Genomic DNA, 25,618 nt, shown 5'->3' with positions numbered 1-25,618 from the left:
CCAGGTTGTACGCGAACGAGGCGCCGGAGTACCGCCCCCGCGCCCCTGAGGCATGCGCTGCGCGCAGCCTCTCTTGATGAGATGGCGCACGCAGTGCGCATCTCAGGGGCGCGGGGAACTGCGCGAGAAGCCCCGCCGGGCCGCACCCGACCGACAACGACGAAGGCCCCCCGCGCGAACGGGAGGCCTTCGTTTCAGGTGCGCCATCAGGGACTCGAACCCCGGACACGCGGATTAAGAGTCCGCTGCTCTAACCAACTGAGCTAATGGCGCCGGCTGACGTCGTAGACATTAGCACTGAGATCGGCGGCAGGAAAAATCGATACCTGGACGGTCGAGTGGGCGGCGGCCCGGGCCGCCCGGACACACGCCCACAGCAACACCTCGGCCCCCGGCAACCAGGGATGACGGGTGTCGGGAGCGACCACCCAACGCGACGGCTGATGCGGCTCGGCGGGCACCGAAGGCGCCGGCACGGTCACCGCGTCACCGCTGCCGTGACAGAGCAGCGGCGGCACCGCGGGCCCCCACTCCTCCCAGCCCAGCAGCGAAGGCAGCCGCTGAGCGGTCCCCGGCGCGGCGAACAGGAGCATGCGCCCCCGGTGCGCGGCGACCGGCCCGGACCCCGGCCCCTCGTCCCAGAGCCGGTCTAACATCCGCCGCCCGAAGATCGAGGGCACGTTCACGACGTCGAAGACGGAACCGCAGGGCAGCACGACGGGAGCGGTCGGGCGGGACTCCCAGTGGGCCAGCGCGGAGCGCGGATACGTTCCTGCGGAGGCGAGCCAGGCCGCGCCCTCGGGCGTGACACCCGAGACGTCGAAGCGGTCGTGGGCCGCGGCGTGGGCGGTGGGGGCGGGGGCGACGGGGGGAGGCATGGCGCTCATGTTTTCTACATCTACAGGGGGTGAGGGTGCAGCTCCAAAGGGTTGCGAGAAATCAGGACAGGAGGGGGCGGGGTGGAGTATCTTGCCCCTCTGGCATATGCCAAACGATCTTGACCTTGACTCAGGCCGTCGGCTCGGCGGTGCCGCGCAGCAGGTCACGGCCGAACTCGACCATCTTCTTGGCGTAGTCCTCGGTCCACTCGGCGCGCTCCGCGATGTCCGCGGCCGTCAGCCGGTCGAACCGCCGCGGGTCGGCGAGCTGGGCCGCCGCGATGGCCTGGAACTCCACGGAGCGGTCGGCCGCGGCGCGAAACGCGTGGGTCAGTTCCGTGGCGCGGGAGAGCAGTTCCCGGGGGTCCTCCACGGACTCCAGGTCGAAGAAGTGCTCCGGGTCTGCGGCGGCCTCCGCGGGCTCGAAGACCAACGGCGCGGGCCGCAACCGCGGCTGGCGCTGCCGCTCGGGCTCCGCCATGGTGTTCCTCCTCGTGCTAGACATCCTGCCCACCCATTCTCCGCGCTCCCGCAAGAGGGCCGTATCCCGCCCGCGGGCCGGTGGACCTTCTCGCGCAGTTCCCCGCGCCCCTGAGATGCGCACTTCGTGCGCCATCTCATCAAGAGAGGCGCGCCCCGTGCGGCGCCTTGTGGGGGAGGCGCGGCGGAGCCGCAGCCTCAAGGGGAAGGCGCGCGAAGCGCAGCCTTCAGGGGCGCGGGGAACTGCGCGACCAGCCACGACGCAAGCCGCACCCGACCCTCACGCCCCCCAGGCGACCCGATGCTCCGACAACCGGCTCAACACGGAGTGATTCGCTTCCCAGCCGTCCGGAAACTTCACCGTCACCCCCAACTGCACCGGCTCCGCCGAAGGATGCTCGTCCAGCAGGTCCGCGACCCCCGCCCGGCACACCACGATGCACGCGTGCCGATGCCGCGAGGCGAGCACGCACAACCGCCCGGTCTCCAAGTGGAACGCCGTCGCGTCGGGCCGCCCCGACAGCGGATGCAGCACCACGGTGACGTCGAACTCCCGCCCCTGCAGCCGGTTCGCCGTGTCGACGGTGACCCCGTGCACGCCGAGCCCGCCCAGCGCGGAGCGCACCGCGGCGGCCTGGTCGCGGTGGGCCGTGCCGACGCAGATCCGGTCGGCGGTGAGCGGCGACGCGTCGGGCCCGCGCTCGGACGTCGTCACCCCGTCGCGGTCGAGGAGGCGCCGCACCACGAGCGCCACGGCCCGCACCGCCTCCGGGTCCGTGCGCGGCGTGTGCGCGGCGGGCAGCTCCAGCAGGCCCCAGCCCGCCCGCGCCGCCTCGTCGAGGACCCGGTCGACCCCCGAACCGTCCGACGCCGCACGGAACTCCAGGGTGCGATCGCCCTCCCGGGTGCCGCTGCGGAACGGCGTGTACGGATAGAACGCGGCCGACACGAGGGGCGCCGCCGACGCCGGAAGCCGCCAGGAGACCGGGAGTTCGTGCTGCGGCAGCTCGGGGTTGTGGGCGAGCAGCGTCGAGACCGCCGACGCCGACGGGTCGTAGGAGAGCCCCGCCCACTGCTCCGCGCCGACCGTCGAGAACGGGTCGAGCTGCCCCGGGTCGCCCACGAACAGCGCCCGCTCGAACAGCCCGGCCACGGCCAGCAGCGCGTCCCCGCGCATCTGGTACGCCTCGTCGACGATCGCGTGCCGCCACGGGCCCCCGGCGTCCTCGACCTTCACGTGCGCCCACTTCGCCGCCGTGGAGATGACGACGGGCAGCGGCGCCAGATCACCGGCCTTGGTCGAGAGGCGGACCGTCGGCAGGTCGTCGAGCGACTTGTCGTACGCGTCCGGATCGCTGCTGTGCAGCCGGCCGACGGGCAGCCCGGGGCGCTTCTCGTGCAGGCGCAGGACGAGGTCGTCGACCTGCGCGTTCGTCTGCGCGACGATCATCAACGGGCGGCCCGCGTCCGCCAGTTCGAGCGCCGCGCGCACGACGAGCGTCGACTTGCCCGCCCCGGGCGGGGAGTCCACGACGACGCCCCGCGCCTCGCTGTGCAGGGTGTCGTGCAGGATCTCGGCGGTGGCGCGGGCGGCCTCGGCGCCGGGGTCGAAGACGTCGTCGGCGGTCGGCGGAGCACTGGTGGTCGTCACAGGATGTCCTCCTTCGTCACGCTGTCCGGCGCCTCGGCCCCGGCGCCCGGCGGGCCGCCGTGGGTCCACGGGGTCTCCTCCGGCTCGGGCAGCTTCGGGCCGCCGCGCTGCTCGTGCTCGAACAGCGTCCAGCACACCCGGTCGCCCTTGTCCGGAACCGAACCCGGGTCCGGCTCCTTGCCGCGCCCCATCTTGTCCAGAAGCCGCAGCACGACCGTGCCCTCCGCCTCGTAGGAGACGAACTCGGCGGTCTGCGCCTTGCCGTCCAGCGAGCGGTACACCTTCACGCGCTCCCCGAGGTGCGGGCGGTCGTCCGTGCGCAGGGTGATCAGCGGGCGGGGGCGCTTCTTCTCGTTGTACGCCGGGACCACCTCCGTCACCTCGCCGGCCAGCGCCTCCCCGGCGAGCCGCCGGCCCGCCATGACGAGGGGGTCGTCGAGCGCCTCCTGGGCGTCCAGCCGGGCCTGCTCGCGCTCGCGCGTCGCCAGCTTGTTCGCCGCCGTCACCGCGTCGTCGCGGCGCGGCTGCGGGGGCTCGCCGGCCGCGACCCGGTCGCGGTGACCGGTGAACGACCAGCGGTCGCGGGTCCAGCGCTCGGTGGCGCGCGGGCCCTCGGGCAGCGTGCACAGGGCGTCGAGGCCGCGCCACACCGCGTCCCAGGTGGGCCGGGTGCGGGACTCGACCAGCGCGTGCAGCTCCCGCTCGGCCGCGGTCAGTTCGGCCAGGCGGCCGTCGGCCTCCACCGCGTCCTCGGCGGCCGCCAGGCGCGTACGGGCCTTGTCGTAGCGCTCGATGGCGGGGGCGAGCAGCTTGTTGTCGAAGGCCGGGTCCGTGGCCGGTCCGGCCGGCGGGCACAGCAGCTGGCCGTGCGCGTCCCGGCCGCGCTCGGCACGGAACGCGGCCTCGGCGCCCGAGGCGCCCTCCGGGGCCTCCACCCACGCGAGCAGCGCGCCGAGGTGCTGGTCCTCCAGGCTGGACTGGCCCGTCGCCCAGTGCCGGGAGAGCAGGTCCGTCATGGCCAGCAGCAGCGCGGAGCCCGGGACTCTCGACCGCTCGCCGAAGTGCGTCAGCCAGCGGCCCAGGAGCGGGACGTGCGGGGGAGCGGGATAGGGCGTCTCCGGGTCCTGCTCGGCGGTGCGCCGGAAGCGCATCGAGCGGCCGAGCAGCCGGAGGAACTCGATGCCCGCCCGGCTCGGCACGATCAGCTGCGGCGCGTCCGCGCACAGCTCGACCTCGACCTTGACCCGCTTGTTCGTCGCCGGGTCGGTCTCGGCCCGCTCGGTCAGCTCGACGTCGGCCGCGTACCCGTCGATGTACGGCAGGACCGTCTCGGCGAGCTGAGTCAGGAACGCGAAGCGCAGATCGCGGTCGCGGGGCTGGGGCACGACCAGGAGACGCGGCGAGGTGCGCTCGGTGCCGACGAGGGCGCCGAGCGGGGCGCCCGTCTCGCCCGCGGTGGTGAGCGGCACCAGGACCAGGGGCCGCTGGGAGAGATGGCGGTGGCGGACGGTGGCGGTGGGCTGGGCGCGGCCGGTGCTCGTCGCCTCGAGCCGGGCCAGGTGGTTGATCAGGCTCACGCGGTGGGCTCCTCGCGGCGGACGGTCGGGTACGAGGTCAGCACCGGGCGCCTCCGAGGGCCTCCGCGCGCAGGGCGGCCGCGCGCCGCAGCGCCGCGACCGTCGGGTCCTCGGGGTCTCCGGCCTCGCCGTGCGCCGCGGCGAGCACCGCGTCCACCGTCGTCAGACCGCCCAGCTCGGCGCGGAGCGGCCGGCCCAGGCTCGTCACCGCGCCCGCCGCCCGGGAGCGGTCCCGGCAGTGGAAGGCCAGCTCGCACGCGGCCAGGCACTCCGGCGCGTACGCGGCGGGCACCGACTCGACGGCCGCCGTCAGCTCCTTCGACGGCTGCTCGGGGTCGAAGACGGTGCCGGGCGGCAGCGCCGCCGCGATGTGCTCGATCCGGGTCAGCCGCGTCAACTGGCGCCGGGTCACCGAGCACTGCTTGCGCACGTCGACCGCGGACGCGGCCGGCAGGTTCGTGAAGTCCTTGGGGCAGACGAGGACGATCCGGTCCCGGACCCGCGCGCCCGGCGTGCGCTCCGCGATCCGCTCCAGCGCCAGCACGTACACCGCGGACTGGCGGGCCGCCGCGCCGACCTTCGCCGCGTCGGCCGCGCCGTCGATCATCGGGAAGGACTTGATCTCGACGACCGTCCAGCTGCCGTCGGGGTGCACGACCACCGCGTCCGGCTCCAGGAACGCCGGGCTGCCCGCCACGTCCAGGGCCACCATCGGATGGTCCAGGAACGTCCACGTACCGGATTCGGCGGCCGACCCGACCGCCTCGCGCAGTGCCAGCGCGGTGCGCGCGGTGCGGCCCTCGGGCCCGATCGCCGACAGGTCGGGTGTCCGTACGAGGCCGGGGACCGGCTCGGGCGCCGCGGAGTCGACGCGGGCGTGCACCAGCCGCAGCAGCTCGGCGCCGCCGTCGGCCTTGACTCTCGCCTCGAACGCGTTCCCCCGCGTCAGGGCGAACTGGGACTGGCCGAAGGTGGCCGGTGCGCCCAGTGCGTCCGCGATCCGGCCCTTGTCGACACCCGCGCCGTCCAGGAGCGCGCGGCGACTGCACCCCGGGTTCGCCGCGAGGGCGGCCAGGGCTCGGGCGTCCAGCGGGCGTGGCGGGGTGTCGGGGCCGCGCAGCTCAGCGAGCCGGTGCCGCAGCCCCGTCGCCGGTGTCGCGGGGCTGCGGTCGGCTTGCGGCCTTGCGCTGTCGGGGAATTCGCTCACCCGGCGAAGTCTGGCATTCCTCACTGACAATCGAGGAGCGTGTGGCGGAAGGGGCGGTCACCGGACCGCCGCGCGTCCCGCCGACCAGACCGGTGGCCCACTCCTTGACCAGCGCCGCGAGCCGCTGGACGGGCTTGGTGAGCAGCAGGCCGACGCCCATCACCGCGGCGCCGGCGAGCGCGTCGAAGAAGTAGTGGTTGGCGGTGCCCATCACGACGATCGTGGTGATCAGCGGGTAGGCGACGCCCGCCGCCTTGGTCCAGCGGCTGCCGCCGTGCCGCCACAGCATGAAGCCGCACCACAGCGCCCATCCGACGTGCAGGCTGGGCATCGCCGCGTACTGGTTGGTCATCCCGCCCATGCCCTTGGGCGCGCTGGCCGCGCCGCCCCACCAGCCGTAGGAGCTGTACTGGGCCATCGTGTCGACGAAGCCGTAGGACGCGGAGAGCAGCCGGGGCGGGCAGGTCGGCAGCAGCGTGAAGCCGACGAGACCGATCATCGTCGAGGTCATCAGCCAGGTGCGGGCCGTGCGGTAGAGATGCGCGCGGCGGCGGAAGAGCCAGATCAGCACGGCCGGCGTGACGACGTAGTGCAGCGAGGCGTACCAGAAGTCGGCGGGGACGCCGATCCAGGCCTCGCGCGTGAAGAGACGGTTCAGCGGGTGCTCGAGATTGAGGCGGACAACCTTCTCGGCTCTGAGGATCGACACGCCGTGGTCGACGGCGGCCTGTACGTCACCCCGGGCCAGCAGCCGGCCCGCGGTGTACGCGCTGTACACCAGCACGATCAGGGGAAGCTCGGTCCACCATCGAAGCCGTACGCCCGGTATCGCCTCCGTGCGCGGTGCGTGGTCGGTCTGCGACATGCGGGCCGCTCCCCCTCTTCCTCGTCCGGCGGCCTCTGGCCACGTGCCCACCCTAAGGCGTATGTGGGGGTCTGCGTGGGCGACCCCTGACCCTCGTAGACGCTGGGATCACGCGGCGGGTTGCCCAGCCGACCGTCCTCGTTGCTGTTGCGCGATGATGGAAGTGGCGACACTCCCGTTGCCTCCTGTTCATCCTGTTCCCTCCCGTCCTTCCCCGGCGCGCTCTTCACACTCCTCGCGCCCCTTCCCGACGAAAGGCGCATCTCGTATGGCACCGCGCATCCTGTTGGCCCGGCACGGACAGACCGAGTGGTCCCTGTCCGGACGGCACACCGGCAGGACGGACATTCCGCTCCTGGAAGAGGGCCGCCGCGGGGCGAAGCTGCTCGGCGAGCGGTTGCACCGGGCTCCGTACGACGGGCTGGACGGGGTCGAGGTGCGGACGTCTCCGCTGGTGCGGGCGAGCGAGACCTGTGAGATCGCCGGGTTCGGGGAGCGGGCCGCTTCGTGGGACGCGCTGATGGAGTGGGACTACGGCGCGTACGAGGGGCTGACGCCGGCGCAGATCCAGGAGATGCGGCCCGGATGGTTCATCTGGCGTGACGGTGTCCCCGACGGGGAGAGCATCGGCGACGTCACCGCGCGGGCCGATGAGGTCGTCGCGTGGGCCCGGGAGGCCGACCGTGACGTCCTGGTGTTCGCGCACGGGCACATCCTGCGCTCCATCGGGGCCCGCTGGCTGGGCCTCCCGCTCGACTTCGCGGCCCGCGTCCGCCTGAACCCCACCTCGCTCTCGATCCTGAGCTGGGCCTACGGCGACCCGGCCATCGAGTCCTGGAACGAAACGGGCCACTTGGCCTGACCCGCGGTCGTCGTTCGCCTGCGGCCCGGTGGCCGCTTCTCGCGCAGTTCCCCGCGCCCCTGAAGCGAGCTCCGCTCGCCCAGGGGAAGGCGCGCGCAGCGCAGCCTTCAGGGGCGCGGGGAACTGCGCGACCAGCCACGACGGTGGCGCACCCGGATCGCGACCCCACCTCAGCGGCGCGACTCCGCATGGGACGTCAAGAACGCCGAGACCCCCGACGCCCGGCGATGCGGCAGCAGCACGCGGGCCGTCGTCGCCAGCATCCCCTCGATGCGGGACGACCGGACGTCCCGGAGCAGGGACAGCGCCCGGCCCCCCGCGGCAGCGGCCTCGTCGGGCTGCCCCGCGCGGGCCAGATCGTCCGCCAGCTCGGCCGTGTACAGCGCCATGTTCCGCGTGAAGTGCGGGTCCTGAAGGGCGACGGCCCGCCGCGCGTGCCGGGCCGCCCGGTCCCAGGAGCCCAGCGCCGACCAGCACTGCGACTCGAGCCCCTCCAGCTCGGCCTCCCCGTAGAAGGACATCCACTCCGGGTCGGAGTCGGTGCCGCCCCGCGCGAACAGGGCCTGCGCCCGCGCCAGCGACCGCTCGCAGGACCGCTGGTCGCCGAGGCCCGCCCACCCTCCGGCCTCCCGCAGCGCGAGCAGCGACAGCAGCCGCGGCGAGCCCACCCGCGCGGCCACCCGCGCGGCGGCCTGCGCCGCCCGGACCGCCTCGCGCGGCCGCCCCGCGTCCCGGGCGAGGAACGCCGTGTTGCAGAAGGCGTGCGCCTCCAGCGCCTCGTCCCCCGCCATCCGCGCCGTCGCGAGCGCCTCCGCGTAGTGCGAGCGGGCGTCGTCGAAGCGGCCCGAGTCGTGCGCCAGCCAGCCCACGGAGATGGCCAGTTCGCCCGCGCCGGCCTGCAGCCGGTCGGCGGCCTCGCGCGAGGCCGCCCCCGAGTCGAGCAGTTCGAACGCGGTGCGCAACGGGGCCGCGGCGCGCCGGTACAGGCCGTCGCCGCCGTGCCGGTCGTCGAGCAGCCGGATCCGGCGGATCGCCTCCTCGACGGCGCCGACCCCCGCGCGTGCGGGGTGCCGGTCCTGGGGGACCTGCTGCGGGGCGGTGCCGAACGGCGCAAGGGCGGCGACGGCCACGGTGGCCGTCGAGCCGGTCATGCCGGTCATGAACGCGCGACGTCGCACGTCGCTCTCCTCGTGGTGCTGGGGGTCGTGCAGGGGGCTGTGCTGGGCCGGGACGGTGGGGCGCGAGCCCCGGCCCCGGACCACGGAGCGGGGCGAGAACCCCAGGTCCGCGAGGTCCCGGCCGGGGAACATGTGCAGAAACACCCGCTCGTACGCGTAGTTGGGGCAGCGGATCTCGCCGGCCTCCACGCGTCCGATGTAGCGCGCGTCGCAGCTGACCCGCTCGCCGATCTCGCGCGCCGCCCGCCGTACCGCGGCCGCGAACTCGCCCGGAGAGCGCTGACCGCGCAGCTCCCGGAAGGCGAGATTCGGTCGTGGGGGCGGCGGCGCCGGGGCATCGGACAGATGCGGAGACGACGTCATGAGCGGGTCCTCCCGTGCGAACCGTGCCGGACACCAAGGGAGACGGTGCCGAGGTGACGGGTGGCGCGGTGGCGCGGTGGAACGGACACCTCGACGCGGCGTGCTGGTCCTTGTTCCGGCGAGGCTCGAAGGTACCGGCTGCGACGGGTCCGACACGCAGGGTTTGGCTACAAAACGGATATCTCACCCACGATCCGCCATGAACTGCCATCCTTTGCGGCGGCGTGCCGCCGTAGCCGGTTGACGTTCCGGCGCGTTGAACCATGCGCGAAACCCCATCTGACACGAGGAGGGGCCGACGTGTTGGACGCGACACAGCCCACGACATCGACGGCGCAGCACTGTCCGACCGAGGAACGCAGCGACCAGCCGCCGGGCGCCTGCGACCTGGTCACCGTCCCGTCCCGGCAGGGGCTGGAAGCGGTCGACATCCTGCGCCGCGGCTGTGCGGAACCGGTCGGTCCGGTGCTGCACGACGGAGGGGGCGCCACCCTCGGCTTCCTCGTCCCGCCCGGCACCGCCGACGGCTGGGACGTCCCGGGCAGCGCCTGCACCCACACCGAGGGACGCGGCGCCCGGCTCGCCCCGCCGGTCGAGGGCACCGGCTGGCTGCTGCCGCCGGACTCCGACGGCACCGGCGCCGCCGACCTGGTCACCGACCCGGCCGTGCTGCGGGCCGCCCTCGACGAGGCGGCCCGCCTGATCGAGGCCGCCGACAACTGCCGCTGAGCCGACGCCGCGCCGTCCGCGGATAATGGGCGAATGGCGAGGTCACGCGGGAAGCAGCAGGCGCGCAGGAGCGAGGGCGGTGGCCGGGGCTCCCGGGAGCCCGTCGTGGAGAGCGTCGAGGGTGGGCTCGCCGAGCTCATACCCGACCGGGACCGGCCCGCCGGCTGGACCCTGTACCTGGACGGCGCCCCGCAGTCGCACGTCGACCTCGACGATCCCGCCCATCTTTCCTTCGAGTACCAGCGCCGCATCGGCCATGTGCTCGATCTCGCCGCGGACCCGGGCCGCCCGGTCCAGGCCGTGCACCTCGGCGGCGGCGCCTTCACCCTCGCCCGCTATGTCGCCGCGACCCGGCCGCGCTCCACCCAGCAGATCGTCGAGCGGGACGGCCCGCTCGTCCAACTGGTGCGCACCGCGCTGCCCTTGGATCCCGGCGCCCGCATCCGGGTCCGTACCGCCGACGCCCGTGAGGCGCTCGCCAAGCTGCCCGACGCCTGGGCCGACGTACTGGTGGCCGATGTCTTCAGCGGCGCCCGCACCCCGGCCCACCTCACCAGCACCGAGTTCCTGACCGAGGTGCGGCGCGTCCTGCGGCCCACGGGAACGTACGTGGCGAACCTCGCCGACGGCCCGCCGCTGGCGCATCTGCGCGGCCAGATCGCGACCGCCGCCGCCGTCTTCCCCGAACTGGCCCTGATCGCCGACCCGACGGTGCTGCGCGGCAAGCGGTTCGGCAACGCGGTGCTGGCCGCGTCGGCGCTGCCGCTGCCGGTGGCCGAGCTGACCCGCCGCGCGGCCGGCGATCCGCATCCCGGACGGGTGGAGCACGGCCGCGGGCTGCTCGACTTCACCGGGGGAGCGGTCCCGGTGGCGGACGCGTCGGCGAAGGCGTCGCCCGCGCCGCCGCCGTCCGTCTTCCGATAGCGGGCGGGGGACGGTCAGTAGTTGGCGATCTCCACCGACGGCTCGTGGTCGTGCCAGGTGCAGAACACCGACACCTTGTCCGTCCCCGACGTGAACTCCACCCGGATCCACGTCGTCTGCTTCCACACCTCCACCGACCAGCCGGCGCCCGGCGTCGCGGAGACGAGCGTCGCCGAGGTGTCGCCCAGGTCGAAGACGGCCCGCCCGCCGGCCGTCGAGTAGCTCTTCACCGTGCCGGACGAGGACGCGCCGGGCGACGACGAGGGCGGCGCGGCGGGCGCCGTACGGCTCGGCGACGCGGGTTTCGTCGAGGCCGGGCGGGAGGGCGTCGCGGACGCCGCCGAGGACGACGTCGACGGGGACGGCTCGGGCCGGTGCGTGGACGACGCGAGCGGCGAGGCGGGACCGTCCTGGCCGGCCACGGGCAGCGCCTTCGGCGGGTCGTAGGCCGTGCCCGCCATCACCGTGTGCACGCCCCACCACGACAGGGTCACCGCGGCGCCGGTCGCGAGCAGCCACGCCACCGCGTGCACCAGGCCGCGCCGCACCGGGTTCCCGGCCGGTGCCGAGGGTGCGGCCGGCGGTGCGGACAGGGGGGTCGGTGAGGGCGGCGTCGATGGCATCGCGGGCCATACTGCACCACACCCGCCACTGCTGTCCCGTGCGGTCCACCTCCACCCGGAAGAGGCTGCCGATCGACCGAATGGCGTACGGTGCCGCCCATGGCAAGTGTGCTCGTGGTCGAGGACGACCAGTTCGTGCGCTCCGCTCTCATCCGGCACCTGACCGACGCCGCGCACACCGTGCGCAGCGTCGGCACGGCCCTGGAGGCGCTGCGCGAGGTCGCCCATCTCCGTTTCGACGTCGTGATCCTCGACCTCGGTCTGCCCGATCTGGACGGGGCCGAGGCGCTGAAGATGCTGCGCGGAATCACCGACGTACCCGTGATCATCGCCACCGCGCGGGACGACGAGACGGAGATCGTCCGGCTGCTCAACGACGGCGCCGACGACTACCTCACCAAGCCCTTCTCGCCCGAGCACCTCTCCGCCCGGATGGCCGCCGTGCTGCGGCGCGCCCGGGGCAGCGCGGGCGCCGAGCCGCCCTCCCGGCTGATCCAGGTCGGCGGGCTCTCCATCGACCCGCTGCGCCGCCAGGCCGACCTCGACGGGACGCCGCTCGACCTGACCCGCCGCGAGTTCGACCTGCTGGCCTTCCTCGCCGGGCGCCCCGGTGTCGTCGTCCCGCGCAAGGAACTCCTCGCCGAGGTGTGGCAGCAGAGCTACGGCGACGACCAGACCATCGACGTCCATCTGTCGTGGCTGCGCAGGAAGTTGGGCGAGACGGCGGCGCGGCCGCGCTATCTGCACACCCTGCGGGGTGTCGGCGTGAAGCTGGAGCCGCCCCGGCCGGAGCCCGCGCCATGAGGTGGGCGCTGGTCAAGGTCTGCCTGGCCGTCACCACCATGGTCGTCGTGGCGTTCGCGATCCCGCTCGGGCTCGTCATCAAGGAGATGGCGCGCGACCGGGCCTTCTCGAACGCGGAGCGGACCGCGGTCGCCCTCGGCCCGACCCTCTCCATCACCACCGACCGCGACCAGCTCGCCCGTGCCCTCGCCACCGCGCAGACCGGCGGCGAGGACCGCATGTCCATCTACGTCCCTGCGGGCGGCGGCGACCCCGCCATCCGGCTGGGCGAACAGCGCCTGCCCGAGGGGAAGTTGGACGGCGTGCGGCGGGCGACGGTGCACGACGTGCCCGGCGGCTCGGTGTGGCTCCAGCCGATCGCGGTGAGCACCACGAAGATCGCGGTCGTCGAGGTGTACGTGCCCGAGGCCGAGGTCACCAACGGCGTCACCACCGCCTGGGTGGTCCTCGCGGGCGTCGGGATCGCCCTGATCATCGGCTCCGTGGCCGTCGCCGACCGGCTCGGCGTGCGCATGGTGCAGCCCGCCCAGCGGCTCGTCGGCGCCGCCCACGACCTGGGCGAGGGAAAGCTGGGCGCGCGGGTGCCCGAGGACGGGCCGACCGAACTGCGGCTCGCCGCCGTCGCGTTCAACTCCATGGCCGACCAGGTCGTGCAGCTCCTCGCCAACGAACGCGAGCTGGCCGCCGACCTCTCGCACCGGCTGCGCACCCCGCTCACCGTGCTGCGGCTCAACGCGGCCTCGCTCGGCGCCGGTCCCGCCGCCGAGCAGACCCGCGTCGCCGTCGAGCAGCTGGAGCGCGAGGTCGACACCATCATCCGTACGGCCCGCGACGCCAAGCCGCAGACCGCCGCGGCCGGTCCGGGCGCCGGCTGCGACGCCGCCGAGGTGATCCGCGAGCGGATGGACTTCTGGTCCGCGCTCGCCGAGGACGAGGGGCGCAAGGTCCGGGTCGCCGGTGTCGACCGGCCGGTCCGCATCCCGGTGGCCCGCGGCGAGCTGGCCGCCGCGCTCGACGCCCTGCTCGGCAACGTCTTCCGGCACACCCCCGAGGGCACCGCCTTCGCCGTCGACGTGCACAGCGGCGAGGACGCCGTGATCGTGCTGGTCTCCGACGCGGGACCCGGCATCGTCGACCCGCAGGCCGCGATGGCCCGCGGCTCGGCCGAGGGCCGGGTCGGCTCCACCGGGCTCGGCCTCGACATCGTGCGCCGCCTCGCCGAGTCGACCGGCGGCGACGTGACGATCGGCTCGTCCGTGCTGGGCGGCACCGAGGTCCGCATCTGGGTGCAGCTGGACGGCAGGGGGCCCGCCGAGGGGCGCCGGGGACGCGGACATCGCGGCCGGGAACGTAAAGGACTGGTCTCGACCTTTAATCGCTCCCGATCCCTTCCTTAAGCCAACCCTAAGATCCGCAACTCCCTTCCTTCTTGCCCGAATTGACGGGTTCCTGATCGCTAGCGTGCTGCTCACCCCCAACACCCCCGCATCGCTAAGGCAGGAACGTCATGAGCAGCACGCACCGGCGCAGGATCAGCGGCAGGAACAAGGCGATCGGCGGAGTGGTCGCCGCGGCCGTGGTGGGCGGCGGCGCGTTCTTCCTCACCTCCACCGCGTCGGCTGCCTCGGTCGGCGCCGCGTACACCAAGACCAGCAGCTGGTCCGGCGGCTACACCGGCCAGTACGTCGTCACCAACGACACGGCCTCGGCCAAGTCCGGCTGGACCCTGGAGTTCGACCTGCCGAAGGGCGCGAAGCTCAGCTCGCTGTGGAACGCCGAGTCGAAGACCGACGGGCAGCACGTCACCGTCACCCCCGCCTCCTGGGACAAGGAGGGCATCGCGCCGGGCAAGTCGGTGACCGTCGGTTTCGTGGTCGCCGGTGACGCCGACCCGACCGGGTGCAAGATCGACGACACCGCGTGTTCCGTCGACGACGGCGCCACCCCGGAGCCGAGCGGCCGCCCGACCGAGTCGGCGACCCCGTCCCCGACCGCCTCGGCGTCGGCCTCGCAGAGCGCCGAGCCCACGAAGACGGCCACCGCCTCGGCGAGCCCCTCGCAGTCGTCCGGGTCCGGCACGGGCTCCGGGTCCGCCGCGAGCGGCGCCGCCTTCGCCCCGTACGTCGACACCTCGCTCTACCCGAAGTTCGACCTGGTCGCCTCCTCCAAGGCCACCGGCGTCAAGGAGTACAACCTCGCCTTCATCACCTCCGGCGGCTCCTGCGCCCCGAAGTGGGGCGGCGTCACCGACCTCGGCAGCGACGAGGTCGCGGCGCAGATAGGCGACCTGCGCTCGGCGGGCGGTGACGTCCGGGTCTCCTTCGGCGGCGCCTCCGGCACCGAGCTGGCGCAGGCCTGCTCCTCCGCCTCCGACCTCGCGGCGGCGTACCAGAAGGTCATCGACCAGTTCAAGCTCACCAAGGTCGACTTCGACGTCGAGGGCGGCGCGCTGCCGGACACGGCGGCGAACACCAAGCGGGCCCAGGCGATCGCGACGCTCCAGAAGGACAACGCGGACCTGAACGTCTCCTTCACCCTGCCGGTCATGCCCGAGGGCCTGACGTCCGACGGCGTGAACTTCCTGAAGAACGCCAAGGAGAACGGCGTCTCCACCGACCTCGTCAACGTCATGGCGATGGACTACGGGGCGTCCTACAGCGGCGACATGGGCGACTACGCCGAGCAGGCCGCGACCGCCACGCAGGCCCAGATCAAGTCGGCGCTCGGCCTGTCCGACACGGCCGCCTGGAACGCCGTCGGCATCACCCCGATGATCGGCGTCAACGACGTCTCGTCCGAGGTCTTCAAGGTCGACGACGCCACGCAGCTCGTCTCCTTCGCCAAGGAGAAGGGCCTGGGCGGCCTGTCGATGTGGTCCGCGACCCGTGACAAGCAGTGCGACGGGGGCGCCTCGAACTCGGCGCAGCCGACCTGCTCCTCCATCGAGCAGAGCGCGAACGCGTTCCAGAAGGCGTTCGCGGCCTTCAACTAGCCACAGTGCTCAACTAGCCACTGGAATACGGGGGTTGCAGCCCCGGCCGGCGCTCTGCGGAGTCCCCCACCCGGCCGGGGCTGACCGACGTCAGCCCTGCGTGGCCCGCCACTCCGCCGCGTACCCGTCGAAGATCGCCCGCAGATGGTGGCCGATCTTCAGGTAGTCCAGGTCGTCGAGGTTGGCGAGCGAGACGCGCACCGACCACTCCGGGCCTTCGAACCCGCCGCCGTTGAGCAGCACCACACCGGTCTGCTGCGCGAGGCGGAACAGCGGGTCGACGGGCTCGAACTCCTTCTTCAGGAAGGCCGCGAACTCCTCGCCGTACTCCAGCTCGGCCTGCGCCATCAGGTCCAGCTCGATGTAGTACCCGGCGCGGTGCGGGTCCTCGGCGACCTTCATCCGGGCGCCCTCCAGCAGGAGTTCGAGGCGCTGCTGGACGATCCCGCGGATCTTCTCCTTGTACGCCTGGCCCTCCTCCAGCATGTCGAAGAGCGAGAAGAGGCCGAGCATGACCTGCTGGGGGAGCGAGAGGCCCGCCGTGTGGTTGAGCGCCACCTGACGGGAGTCGGCGACCAGCCGGTCGATGAACCTGATCTTCTCGGGTTCGAGGGTGAGCGTCCCGTACCGCTTGTTCAGCCGCTCCTTCTCCGCCGCCGGGAGCCCCGCGATCATCTCGTCGATCACGTTGTCGTCGTGCAGTCCGATGACGCCGAGCCGCCAGCCGGTGCAGCCGTAGTGCTTCGAGTACGAGTAGACGAGCAGCGTGTTGCGCGGCAGGTCCGCTGCGATGGAGCGGAAGCCCTCCACGAACGTGCCGTACACGTCGTCGGTGACGATCAGCAGGTTCGGGTTCTTCGTCGCGACGATGTCCTTGATCTGGTTCGCGACGCGCTGCGACAGGGCGAGGGACGGCGGGTTGGAGGGGTTCACCAGGCAGACCATCTTGATCTCCGGGTCCTCCAGCTTGGCGACCTCCTCCTCCGGATAGCGCCACTCGCGCACGCCCGCCTCGGCGAACATGCTGGCCTCGACGTACGTGACGTCGAACTCGTACGTGTCCAGCTCGGGGATCTCGATGTACGGCGTGAAGACGGGCACCATCAGGGCGATCTTGTCGCCCTTGTGCAGGATCCCGTTCTTCATGAGCGAGTCGAAGATGTAGCACATGGCGGCCGTGCCGCCCTCGGTCGCGAAGTACGAGATGTCGCCGGCCGGCGGCTTCTTCGCGAACATCTCGTCGGCGATGTAGCCGCGCACGATCTCCTGCGTGTGGTGCAGGATCCGGTCCGGCACCGGGTAGTTGTCGCCGATCGAGCTGTCGGTCAGCTCGTGCACGAAGGCGTCCTTGTCGAAGCCGAACCGCTGGATGCCCATCTGCACGCACTGGGCGAGCATCTCGATGCCGGGCAGATCGGGGTGGCGGCGCACGAAGGTGTCGAAGCGCTCGTAGCTGCCCTTCTCCTCCGGCATCCCGCCGAGGTTGTCGGCCGTCCACACCCGGCGCGACTCCTCCAGGGCGAAGTAGCCGAGCGCGTAGAAGGCCTCACGGGGGCCGGTGGCGGCCCAGTTCGGGTTGCCGCGCCCCGCGTTGAGCATCTGGACGCTCGACTTGCCCTTCTGCCCGGGCTGGTCGGCCTGTGCCTCCTTGGCCAGGTCGATGAAGATGTTCTTCAGCTCGAAGGGGGAGAGCTGGGCGTAGCTCTTGATCTGCTCGCGGGTCAGGTTCGTCTTCGGCATGAGGAGTCTGCTTCCTTACGGTGCTCAGGGACGGAGCTCAGTGGTGGAGGAGGACGATCACGGCGCCCCAGATGGTCAGCAGCACGTTCCCGACGGCGTACGGGATCGTGTAGCCGAGCGTCGGCACCTGGGATCTGGACGACTCGTTGATCGCGCCGATCGCCGCCGTCGTGGTCTGGCCGCCCGCGAGGACGCCCATCAGGATCGGGAAGCGGATCTTCTGGATGTAGTGGCCGACCAGGAAGCCGACGATCAGCGGGATCACGGTCGCCACCGCGCCGAAGATCAGCAGACCCCAGCCCGCCGTCGACAGGCCGGAGGTGAAGCTCGGGCCCGCGTTGATGCCGACGACCGCGACGAACAGGCACAGGCCGAGCGTGTCCATGAACCACTGCGCGCCGGGCGGCACATTGCCGTACGTCGGGTACTTGCCGCGGATCCAGCCGAAGATCAGACCCATGATCAGCGCGCCGCCCGAGGTGGACAGCGAGATCGGGACGCCGCCCGCGGTCAGCGCCGGGATGCCGATGCAGCCGCCGAGGAAGATGCCGAGACCGACCCAGATCATGTCGGTCGCGAAGGACGTCGGCACGGGCTTGCCGAGCGCCTTGCCCGCCGGGTCCACCAGCCGCTTGGGCCCGGTCAGGATGAGGGTGTCGCCGCGCTCGACCTTCGAGGAGAGGCGGTACGGGAAGTCGGCGCCGGAGCGGTAGATCTTGTCGATGTAGACGCCGACCATGAACGGCTCCTTGCGCAGGTCGGCGATGGTCCTGCCGATCTGCGCCTTCTCGGAGACGACGACGTGCAGCGTCTCGGTCTGGTAGCCGAGCAGTTCGACGTCGTCGGTCTCGCCGCCGATGTGGGTCCTGGCGTCGTAGTCGACGAGCGAGCCGCGCAGCGCGCTCAGCGCCACGACGTCGCCCTCGCGCAGCACCGTCCGCTGGTCGTGGTCGAGGATCTGCCCGTCGCGGCGCACCCGCGTGAGGTAGATGCGGTGGCCGAGCTGCTGTTGCTGCTGCTCGAAGTCCTCGATGGTGCGGCCCACGATGTCGGGGCGCTGGATCGTGTAGGCCCGCAGCACGACCTCGTAGTAGCCCTCGTTGAGGTCCGGGTTGTCGTCCGGCGCGTCCAGCTCCTTGGCCAGCGCGGCCGATTCGGCAGCCAGGTCCTTGCGGTACAGCTTCGGCAGGACGTTGGCCAGGAGCATCGCGCACAGGATCGTGCCGAGCGGGTAGGTCACCGCGTAGCCGATGGCGACGAGGTTGCTCTCGCTCTTGACCTGGGCCGAGGACAGGCCCGGCAGGTTGCCGATGGCGTCCTGCGCGACACCGATCACGGCGGACTGGGTGAGGGCTCCGCCGAGCAGACCGGCGCTGAGCCCGGGACCGTAGCCGAGCAGGGCCGCGAAGCCCCAGCAGACCAGCAGGCCGGTGACGCAGACGACGATGGCGTTGACGACCTGCGGCAGGCCGTCCTTCTTCAGGCCGCGGAAGAACTGCGGGCCGACCTTGTAGCCGAGGGCGAACAGGAACATCGTGAAGAACAGGTTCTTCACGGTCCCGTCGATCGTCACCTTGAACTGGGCGCCGAGCAGCAGCCCCGCCACCAGACAGCCGGTGACGGCGCCGAGCGCGATCGCCTTGTAGCGGATCTTCCCGAAGAGGAAGCCGATCGCGACGGTGAGGAAGACCAGCAGCTCGGGGTGGGGCTGGAAGATGTTCCGGTTGAGGAAGTCGATCACTGCGTTCCTCTCAGTGGCCGAGTACGCCGACGAGCACGGGGCCCGTCAGGGGGAGCAGGAAGTTGGAGAGGGCGTAGGTGATCGTGTAGCCGAGCAGCGGCACCGACGACTGCGCCACCTGGGTGACGGCGGTGATCGCGGGCGTCGAGCACTGCTGTCCGGCGATGGCGCCGATCAGCAGCGGCTTCTCGATCTTCAGCAGTCTTCGTCCGACGAACAGCGAGATCGTGGCGGGGATCAGCACCATCGCGATCCCGGCGAACGGCAGCAGGGCGCCGTACTCCTTGAGTAGCGGCCAGGCCTGCGGCCCGGACACCAGGCCCGTGCAGGCGATGAAGACCGCGAGCCCCATGTCCTTGATCGTGGACGCGGCCTGCGGCGGGAACGCGCCGAAGGTCTGCGACCGCGAGCGGAACCAGCCGAAGAGCAGCCCGGAGACCAGACAGCCGCCGCCCGTGCCGAGCGACAGCGGGACGTCGCCGAACTTGACCACGATCTGCCCGAGCAGCGAACCGGCCGCGATGCCGAGGCCCAGATAGATGAAGTCGGTCGCGTCGTTCTTGACCACCGAGCCGATCTTGGCGACCAGCTTGTTCAGGCCCGAGCGGGCGCCGACCAGGGTGAGCACGTCACCGCGGTGCAGCACCGTGTCGCCGTTGGCCGGGATGTCGGTGTCGCCGCGGGTGATGTCGGTGACATAGACGCCGTCCTTCAGGAACTCGGGGTGCGTCCGCTGCAGCTCGTCGACCGTCTTGCCCTCGAGCGCCTTGTCGGTGACCGACACCTCGCGGCTGGCGAGCGGCGAGTCGAGGCCGGGCACGCCCGGTGTCTCGGGGCCGATCAGCCGTCCGGCCTCGATCACATTGGCCCGCCGGCCGACCAGCAGCACCAGGTCCGAAAGGGTGAGTTCGAGGCCCGGCGAGACCGTGAGGATCTTGCTGCCGCGCTTGACGTTCTCGATCGTGACCCGCTCACCGAGGTGCTCCTGGAGGTCGCCGACCGTGCGGCCGTCGGCGGTCGTCACCAGATAGGTGCGGCCCACCATGCCCGGCAGCGCCGGACGCTCGTCCGGCTCCAGGCTGCCGCTGCTCTTCGTGCGCTCCCACAGCTCGCGGGCGGCGTCGCGCAGGTTGATGCGCAGCATCATCGGCATGATCTGGCTCGTGTAGAGCACGATCGTGATCAGGCCGAAGAGGTAGCAGACCGTGTACGCGGTGGCGACGTTGCCCTGGTACTCGGTGATCTGTGCGGCGGTCAGATTGCCGAGCTTGCCGATGGACTCGGTCGCGGTGCCGACCACGGCCGACTCGGTGGCCGCGCCGGCCAGGATGCCGGAGGCCGTGCCGACGTCGAGGTCGAACCACTTGGCGAGGCCGAAGGCGATGCCGAGGACACAGACCAGCTCGATGCCGCACAGCACGAAGAAGCGCAGCGACTTCTTGTTGAGGTTCCGGAAGAACTGCGGCCCGGCCATGTAGCCGAGCGCGAAGATGAACAGCGCGAAGAACACGGTCTTCACGTCGTCGGAGACCTGCGCCTTGGTCCAGGCGCCGAGCAGCAGCGAGACGATCAGGGTGCCGCAGATGCCGCCGAGCGTGAGCGGCCCCACGCGCAGCTTCCCGACGAGGTAGCCGAGCGCGAGGCTCGCGAACAGGACGAGTTCCGGGTGGTCCTTGAGTACGCCCATGGCGGCTCAGTGGCTCTCGTGGGCGGAGATACGTGACTTATCGGGCATAGCGGAAAAATAAGGGCCGGTACGCCGCTCCGCCACATGAGTGGCGCGCGACGCACCGGCCCTCCCCCCGGCCTGTGATCAGTCCTGCGCGGGCAGCCCGCCGTTCCGCGCGACCTGGGAGTACCAGGTGGCGCTGGACTTCGGGGTGCGGACCTGCGTCTCGTAATCGACGTGGACCGCGCCGAACCGCTTGCTGTAGCCGTACGCCCATTCGAAGTTGTCGAGCAGCGACCAGAGGAAGTAGCCGCGGACGTCCGCGCCCCGGGCGATCGCGTCGTGCACGGCGCCGAGGTGGCCCCGCAGATAGCGGACCCGCTCGGGGTCGTGCACGGCGCCGTCCTCCACGACGTCCTCGTACGCGGCGCCGTTCTCCGTCACGTAGAGGGGAACGCCGGGCGCCTGCGCGGTGTAGTCGAGGAGCAGATCGCTCAGGCCGGTCGGGTCCACCGGCCAGCCCATCGCGGTCTTGTCCTCGTTCACGTGGTGGAACTCGACGTCCTCCGAGCCCGACCAGGGGGAGTGGTCGCCGCCGCCGTGGCCGTCGAGCCGGGGGCCGGTCCGCTCGGCGCTGGGGGCCGAGACGATGGCCGGCGTGTAGTAGTTCAGACCGATGAAGTCCAGCGGCTGGTGGGCGATCCCGGTGTCCCCCTCCTGCACGAACGACCAGTCCGTGAGCCGCGCGGTGTCGGCGATCAGGTCCTCCGGGTAGGCGCCCTTCAGCAGCGGCCCGGTGAAGACCCGGTTGGCGAGCGCGTCGATCCGGCGCTTGGCGTCCAGGTCGGCCGGGTCGTCGGTGCGCGCCCGGACCACGCTCGGGTTCAGGCTGAGGCCGATCTGGGCGCGGGCGGGCAGGACGCCGCGCAGCGCCGACGTGGCGAGACCGTGGCCGAGGTTGAGGTGGTGCGCGGCGCGCAGGGCGGCGACCGGGTCGGTGCGGCCCGGCGCGTGCACGCCCGAGCCGTACCCCAGGAAGGCGCTGCACCAGGGCTCGTTGAGGGTCACCCACTGCTCGACCCGGTCACCGAGCGCCTCGCCGACCAGGGTGGCGTACTCCGCGAACCGGTAGGCGGTGTCCCGGACGGGCCAGCCGCCCGCGTTCTCCAGCTCCTGCGGCAGGTCCCAGTGGTAGAGGGTGGCGACCGGCTTGATGCCGTTCGCGAGCAGCTCGTCGACCAGGCCCCGGTAGAAGTCGAGCCCGCGCTGCACGGCGGGCCCGCGCCCGGTCGGCTGCACCCGCGGCCAGGCCACGGAGAAGCGGTACGCGGTCAGCCCCAGGTCCGCCATCAGGCGGACGTCGTCGCGCCAGCGGTGGTAGTGGTCCACGGCGACGTCGCCGGTGTCGCCGTTCAGCACCTTGCCCGGGGTGTGGCTGAAGGTGTCCCAGATCGACGGGGTGCGCCCGTCCTCCCGGACGGCGCCCTCGATCTGGTACGAGGCGGTGGCGGATCCCCACAGGAACCCGGCGGGGAAGCGGGTGACCGCGCCGGTGGCGGTGGCGGTCGCGGTGCCGGCGAGATCGGTGGGGCTGGTGTTGTTCGTGGTGGTCATAGGGGCGCTCCCAACGCAGGGATGAGCAGGGGGGAATGGACGTGACGTCAGGGCGGGGGCCGTCGGCGACGCTGCCGGGGCCCCGTCCCCGCCCGGAGGGTCCGAGGCGGGGACGGGGATCGGGCCCGGCGCCGGGCGGGGCGGATCGACGGTGCCGGGCCGGTCCGGGGGCCGCGCCGTGGAAGCGCTCCCACCGGCGCCGGCCGCACGGATGCGGACGGCGGTGGTTCAGCTCTTGACCGCGCCGGCCGTGATGCCGCCCACGATGTGCTTGCCGAGGAAGGCGAAGACCAGCAGCAGCGGGACCGTGGAGATCAGCGCGCCGGTCAGCACGACCGCCGTGTCGACGGTGTGGTTGCCCGCGCCGAGGTTCGCCAGGGAGACCTGGAGCGTCGGGGTGCCGGTGTCGGTGAGCACGATGAACGGCCAGAAGAAGTCGTTCCACGCCTGGACGAAGGTGAGCATCGCGAGCACCGCCATCGCGGGCCGCGCCACGGGGAACACCACGTGCCAGATGACCCGCAGGCTGTTCGCCCCGTCCACCCGGGCCGCCTCGACCAGCTCGACCGGCAGCGCCTCGACGAGGTACTGCCGCATGAAGAACACACCGAAGGCCGCGACCAGCGACGGCATGATGACCGCCTGGAGGGTGTCCGTCCACTGCAGGTCCGTGATGATCTGGTACAGCGGGATGACCGTGAGCTGCGGCGGCACCGTCATGGTGGCGACGACCAGCGCGAGCAGCATGTTGCGGCCCTTGAAGTGCAGCTTGGCGAAGGCGAAGCCGGCCAGCGTCGCGAACAGCACGGTGCTGGCGCTGATGATGCCCGCCACCACCGTGGTGTTGATCAGGGCCACACCCATGTGGACCTGGTTCCACGCGACGTCCAGGTTCTCCAGCAGGTGCGAGCCGGGCAGCAGCGGCGCCGGGGCCTGCTGCACCCGGGTGCTGTCGTGCGAGGCCGCCACCACGTTCCAGTACAGCGGGAACAGGGAGACGAACGCCGCCACGATCAGCAGGACGTACGCGAGCGGTCCGGCCTTGCGCTGGTCGCCCGCGCCGGGCGCGAAGCGGCTGCGGCGCGGCTCCGGGGTGGGAGTCGCCGCCGCGGGGGGCGCCGGGAGTTGGACGGTCATGGGTCAGCCTCCCAGCTTCGTGCGGTTGCGGCGGGCCGCGAGCGCCTGGAGGGCGCCGACGAGCAGCAGGATCAGCAGCATCACCCAGGCGATGGCCGAGGCCCGGCCCAGGGAGTTGTTGGTCCAGCCGGTCTGGTACATCAGCAGCGAGAGCGTCTGGTACTGACCGCCACTGCCGCCGCCGATACCGACACTGCCGCCGTACAGCATCGGCTCACCGAACAGCTGGGTGGCGCCGATGGTCGAGACGATGATGGTGAACAGGATCGTCGGCCGGATCGAGGGGATGGTCACGGAGATGAACTGCCGCCAGCGCGACGCCCCGTCGAGGGCGGCCGCCTCGTAGAGGTCGTTCGGCACGGCCTGCATCGCGGCCAGGTAGATGAGCGCGTTGTAGCCGGTCCAGCGCCAGGTCACGATCGTCGAAATGGCGATCTGCGCGGGCCACTTGGACGACTCCCACTCGATCGGACCGAGCCCGAAGACGTCGAGCAGCGAGTTGATCATGCCGTAGTCGGTGTTGAACAGCTGGGCGAAGACCAGCGTGGCCGCGGCGATCGACGTGGCGTACGGGGTGAGGACCGCGATCCGCAGGAAGGCACGCCCGCGCATCTTGGAGTTGAGCAGGTGCGCGAGGCCGAGGGCCATCAGCAGCTGCGGAACGGTCGAGATCACACCGATGGTGAACGTGTTGGACAGCGCGCGCCAGAAGAACTCGCTGTCGATGAGACGGGTGTAGTTGTCGAACCCCACCCAGGAGGCCTGGTCCTCGGCGCCGAGCTGCACGCTGTGCAGCGAGAGCCAGCCCGTGTAGATCAGCGGGAAGAGGCCGAAGGCCGCGAAGCAGAGGAAGAACGGAGCGATGAAGGCGTACGGGGACCCCTTGAGGTCCCACCGGTAGATCCTGCTGCGCCAGGTCGATGGGGCGGGCCGCTGGACCGGTGCGGCGGAGGGAGGGGCGGACGGCGGGCTGCCGCCGGCGTCCGCCTTGACGGAGGTGGCCACGCGGGCGTTCCTTCCGGTTCGGTGGTGGTGCATTGCTGTGGGATGCGGGCCGTGATGCGGTCCCGGCGCCCGGCCGGAGCGGGCGCCGGGACCGCGGTCAACGGCCGTCCGTCACTGCTCGATCTTGTCGTCGACCAGCTTCTTGACGTTGTCCCACGCCTTCTTGGGGTCCGTGCCCCGCTGCTCGATGTCGAGGATGCCGTTGTCGGTGAGGAAGGTCTTCACCTGACCGTCGTTGGCACCGATCGGCGCCGGCTGGATGCCCTCCGCGATCTTCGAGTAGATCTGGCCGACAGGGGTGTCACCGTAGAAGTCGACCTTGGCGTTCTTCACGGTGTCGGAGGCCAGGCCGTCCTTGGTGGACGGGATGTTGCCGAGCGCGGTGAAGACCTTCTCCTGCTGCGCCGCGCTGGTCAGCCACGCGGCCAGCTCGGTGGCCTCCTTGACGTGCTTGCCGGAGGCCGGGACACCGAGGAACGAACCGCCCCAGTTGCCGTTCTGCGGGGGCAGCGCGACGTCCCACTTGCCCTTGTTGCTGTCGCCCGCCTGGCTCTGGATCTGGCCGAGCATCCAGCTCGGGCAGGCCACGGTCGCGAACTTGGAGTTCTTGAACCCGGCGGCCCAGGTGCCCTTCTCGTCGAACTGGCGCAGCTTGGCGGTGTAGCCCTCCTGCGCGGCCTTCACGGCCAGGTCCCACGCGGTCTTGATGCCGGCGCTGGTGTCGTAGATCAGCTTGCCGCTGCTGTCGGAGAACTGCTCGGGCTGGCTGGAGAGCACCGCGTTGAACAGACCGCCCGCGGAGTCGGTGAAGACGGTGCCCTTCGGCGCCTTCTTCTTGTAGTCGGCCGCGGTGTCGAGGAACTTCGACCAGTCGCCCTGCCACAGCTTCGCGACCGCCTCGCGGTCGGTGGGCAGGCCGGCCTCCTTGAAGAGGGCCTTGTTGTAGCAGACGGCCATCGGGCCGATGTCGGTGCCGAAGCCGATCGTCTTGCCGTCGGCCGTCGTGGCCTGCTTGGTCTTGAAGTCGAGGAAGTCCGAGACGTGGGCCTTGTCGGCCTTGCCCAGGTCCTCCCACTTGCTGGCCATCGTCGGGCCCGTGGCCTCGGCGATGTAGCCGACCTCGATGGCCTGGACGTCGGCGAGCCCGCTGTTGCGGGACATCCGCAGCTTGAGCGTGTCCCAGTACTTCTGGCCGTCGGTGGTGTGGTCCTCGACGATCTTGATGTTCGGGTGCGACTTCTCGTACGCGGCGTAGAGCTTGGCGCTGCCCTTGCCGTTGTCGAAGCCGAACGTGCCGAACGTGCCGACGTGCAGCGTGATCTTGCCGCCTGCGGAGCCCGAGTCCGAGTCGGTGTCGTCGCTGGCGCTGCATCCCGTGGCGAGGAGTGCGGCGGCGGCGACGCCTGCGGCGGTGGCCAGTGCGGTGCGGTGGGTTCTGCCGCGGGAGTTGCCCGAAGTGCGCATAGCGTCCTCCAAATGCTTCGGTTGCTCTGACGTGCTGTGCCCCGGCCAACTGCCATGCTGGGCCCGTTCTTTGTGCTGCGGCTCGGGCGGGGAGTGTGCAGGGTATGTAAGAACC

At 71.8% G+C, this 25,618-nt stretch carries 21 protein-coding genes and 1 tRNA gene; 6 read left to right on the top strand and 16 right to left on the bottom strand.

The genetic code is table 11. The features are described 5' to 3' along the window. Window positions 1–199: 199 nt before the first annotated feature. From ABZ930_RS31525 to ABZ930_RS31495, 7 genes are all read right to left on the bottom strand, one after another. A tRNA-Lys gene (locus ABZ930_RS31525) sits at window positions 200–273 on the bottom strand. Then, window positions 264–878: a bifunctional DNA primase/polymerase gene (locus tag ABZ930_RS31520; RefSeq protein WP_361555314.1), complete on the bottom strand. Its 615-nt coding sequence runs from the start codon at window positions 876–878 to the stop codon at window positions 264–266. The genes ABZ930_RS31525 and ABZ930_RS31520 overlap by 10 nt, the downstream gene beginning before the upstream one ends. A 130-nt stretch (window positions 879–1,008) precedes the next feature. After that, window positions 1,009–1,359, bottom strand: a complete 351-nt coding sequence (locus ABZ930_RS31515) for a hypothetical protein (protein WP_361555311.1) — start codon at window positions 1,357–1,359, stop codon at window positions 1,009–1,011. Window positions 1,360–1,638: 279 nt separating this feature from the next. Further along, window positions 1,639–3,009, bottom strand: coding sequence for an AAA domain-containing protein (locus tag ABZ930_RS31510; protein ID WP_361555308.1), 1,371 nt, complete (start codon window positions 3,007–3,009; stop codon window positions 1,639–1,641). Beyond that, complete coding sequence (locus tag ABZ930_RS31505; protein ID WP_361555305.1) at window positions 3,006–4,586, bottom strand: hypothetical protein; 1,581 nt, start codon at window positions 4,584–4,586, stop codon at window positions 3,006–3,008. The genes ABZ930_RS31510 and ABZ930_RS31505 overlap by 4 nt, the downstream gene beginning before the upstream one ends. Before the next feature lie 37 nt (window positions 4,587–4,623). Next, window positions 4,624–5,727: a hypothetical protein gene (locus ABZ930_RS31500; protein ID WP_361555327.1), complete on the bottom strand. Its 1,104-nt coding sequence runs from the start codon at window positions 5,725–5,727 to the stop codon at window positions 4,624–4,626. Then, window positions 5,708–6,658, bottom strand: coding sequence for a phosphatase PAP2 family protein (locus ABZ930_RS31495; RefSeq protein ID WP_361555302.1), 951 nt, complete (start codon window positions 6,656–6,658; stop codon window positions 5,708–5,710). Before ABZ930_RS31495 ends, ABZ930_RS31500 begins: the two co-directional genes overlap by 20 nt. 268 nt (window positions 6,659–6,926) lie before the next feature. Between ABZ930_RS31495 and ABZ930_RS31490 the strand changes: the two genes are divergently transcribed. Next, window positions 6,927–7,520 carry a histidine phosphatase family protein gene (locus tag ABZ930_RS31490; RefSeq protein ID WP_361555299.1) on the top strand — a complete coding sequence of 198 codons (594 nt, stop codon included), beginning with the start codon at window positions 6,927–6,929 and terminating at the stop codon, window positions 7,518–7,520. Window positions 7,521–7,690: 170 nt separating this feature from the next. On the opposite strand, the gene ABZ930_RS31485 is transcribed toward ABZ930_RS31490, so the two are convergent. Beyond that, a complete protein-coding gene (locus ABZ930_RS31485) occupies window positions 7,691–9,061 on the bottom strand; it encodes a tetratricopeptide repeat protein (RefSeq protein ID WP_361555296.1) in 1,371 nt (456 codons plus the stop codon). A gap of 300 nt (window positions 9,062–9,361) precedes the next feature. Here ABZ930_RS31485 and ABZ930_RS31480 point away from each other — a divergent pair, with 300 nt between their 5' ends. Together ABZ930_RS31480 and ABZ930_RS31475 are read left to right on the top strand one after the other, a co-directional pair. Beyond that, entirely contained in the window at window positions 9,362–9,790 is a 429-nt protein-coding gene (locus ABZ930_RS31480; RefSeq protein WP_361555293.1) for a hypothetical protein, read from the top strand. Window positions 9,791–9,823: 33 nt separating this feature from the next. Continuing rightward, window positions 9,824–10,714, top strand: coding sequence for a fused MFS/spermidine synthase (locus ABZ930_RS31475; protein WP_361555290.1), 891 nt, complete (start codon window positions 9,824–9,826; stop codon window positions 10,712–10,714). A gap of 14 nt (window positions 10,715–10,728) precedes the next feature. On the opposite strand, the gene ABZ930_RS31470 is transcribed toward ABZ930_RS31475, so the two are convergent. Beyond that, on the bottom strand, window positions 10,729–11,262 hold the full coding sequence (locus ABZ930_RS31470) for a hypothetical protein (RefSeq protein ID WP_361555324.1): 534 nt from the start codon (window positions 11,260–11,262) through the stop codon (window positions 10,729–10,731). A gap of 174 nt (window positions 11,263–11,436) precedes the next feature. Between ABZ930_RS31470 and ABZ930_RS31465 the strand changes: the two genes are divergently transcribed. The 3 genes from ABZ930_RS31465 to ABZ930_RS31455 all read left to right on the top strand — a co-directional run bounded on the left by ABZ930_RS31465 (window position 11,437) and on the right by ABZ930_RS31455 (window position 15,133). Continuing rightward, on the top strand, window positions 11,437–12,141 hold the full coding sequence (locus tag ABZ930_RS31465; protein ID WP_361555287.1) for a response regulator transcription factor: 705 nt from the start codon (window positions 11,437–11,439) through the stop codon (window positions 12,139–12,141). Next, on the top strand, window positions 12,138–13,538 hold the full coding sequence (locus ABZ930_RS31460; RefSeq protein ID WP_361555284.1) for a HAMP domain-containing sensor histidine kinase: 1,401 nt from the start codon (window positions 12,138–12,140) through the stop codon (window positions 13,536–13,538). Before ABZ930_RS31465 ends, ABZ930_RS31460 begins: the two co-directional genes overlap by 4 nt. Window positions 13,539–13,648: 110 nt before the next feature. Beyond that, window positions 13,649–15,133 (top strand): cellulose binding domain-containing protein, encoded by a 1,485-nt coding sequence (locus ABZ930_RS31455; protein WP_361555281.1) that lies wholly within the window; start codon window positions 13,649–13,651, stop codon window positions 15,131–15,133. A 90-nt stretch (window positions 15,134–15,223) separates the two neighbouring features. Here the strand turns inward: ABZ930_RS31455 and ABZ930_RS31450 are convergent, their stop codons facing one another. From ABZ930_RS31450 to ABZ930_RS31420, 7 genes are all read right to left on the bottom strand, one after another. Next, entirely contained in the window at window positions 15,224–16,873 is a 1,650-nt protein-coding gene (locus ABZ930_RS31450; RefSeq protein WP_361555278.1) for a bifunctional aspartate transaminase/aspartate 4-decarboxylase, read from the bottom strand. A 37-nt stretch (window positions 16,874–16,910) separates the two neighbouring features. Beyond that, window positions 16,911–18,614 carry an aspartate-alanine antiporter gene (gene aspT, locus ABZ930_RS31445; protein WP_361555275.1) on the bottom strand — a complete coding sequence of 568 codons (1,704 nt, stop codon included), beginning with the start codon at window positions 18,612–18,614 and terminating at the stop codon, window positions 16,911–16,913. A gap of 10 nt (window positions 18,615–18,624) precedes the next feature. Beyond that, window positions 18,625–20,301, bottom strand: coding sequence for an aspartate-alanine antiporter (aspT, locus tag ABZ930_RS31440; RefSeq protein ID WP_361555272.1), 1,677 nt, complete (start codon window positions 20,299–20,301; stop codon window positions 18,625–18,627). 126 nt (window positions 20,302–20,427) lie between these two features. Beyond that, window positions 20,428–21,897 carry a GH1 family beta-glucosidase gene (locus tag ABZ930_RS31435; protein WP_361555269.1) on the bottom strand — a complete coding sequence of 490 codons (1,470 nt, stop codon included), beginning with the start codon at window positions 21,895–21,897 and terminating at the stop codon, window positions 20,428–20,430. Window positions 21,898–22,125: 228 nt separating this feature from the next. Beyond that, window positions 22,126–23,034: a carbohydrate ABC transporter permease gene (locus tag ABZ930_RS31430; protein WP_361555266.1), complete on the bottom strand. Its 909-nt coding sequence runs from the start codon at window positions 23,032–23,034 to the stop codon at window positions 22,126–22,128. Window positions 23,035–23,037: 3 nt separating this feature from the next. Continuing rightward, window positions 23,038–24,039, bottom strand: coding sequence for a sugar ABC transporter permease (locus ABZ930_RS31425; RefSeq protein ID WP_361555263.1), 1,002 nt, complete (start codon window positions 24,037–24,039; stop codon window positions 23,038–23,040). Between the two features lie 111 nt (window positions 24,040–24,150). After that, on the bottom strand, window positions 24,151–25,503 hold the full coding sequence (locus ABZ930_RS31420) for an extracellular solute-binding protein (protein WP_361555260.1): 1,353 nt from the start codon (window positions 25,501–25,503) through the stop codon (window positions 24,151–24,153). Window positions 25,504–25,618 lie beyond the last annotated feature (115 nt).

The organism is Streptomyces sp. NPDC046716 (assembly GCF_040645755.1).
Classification (GTDB): Bacteria; Actinomycetota; Actinomycetes; order Streptomycetales; family Streptomycetaceae; genus Streptomyces.
Note: the sequence above shows the minus strand (reverse complement) of the source record. Positions and strands in the feature narration are given on the sequence as shown.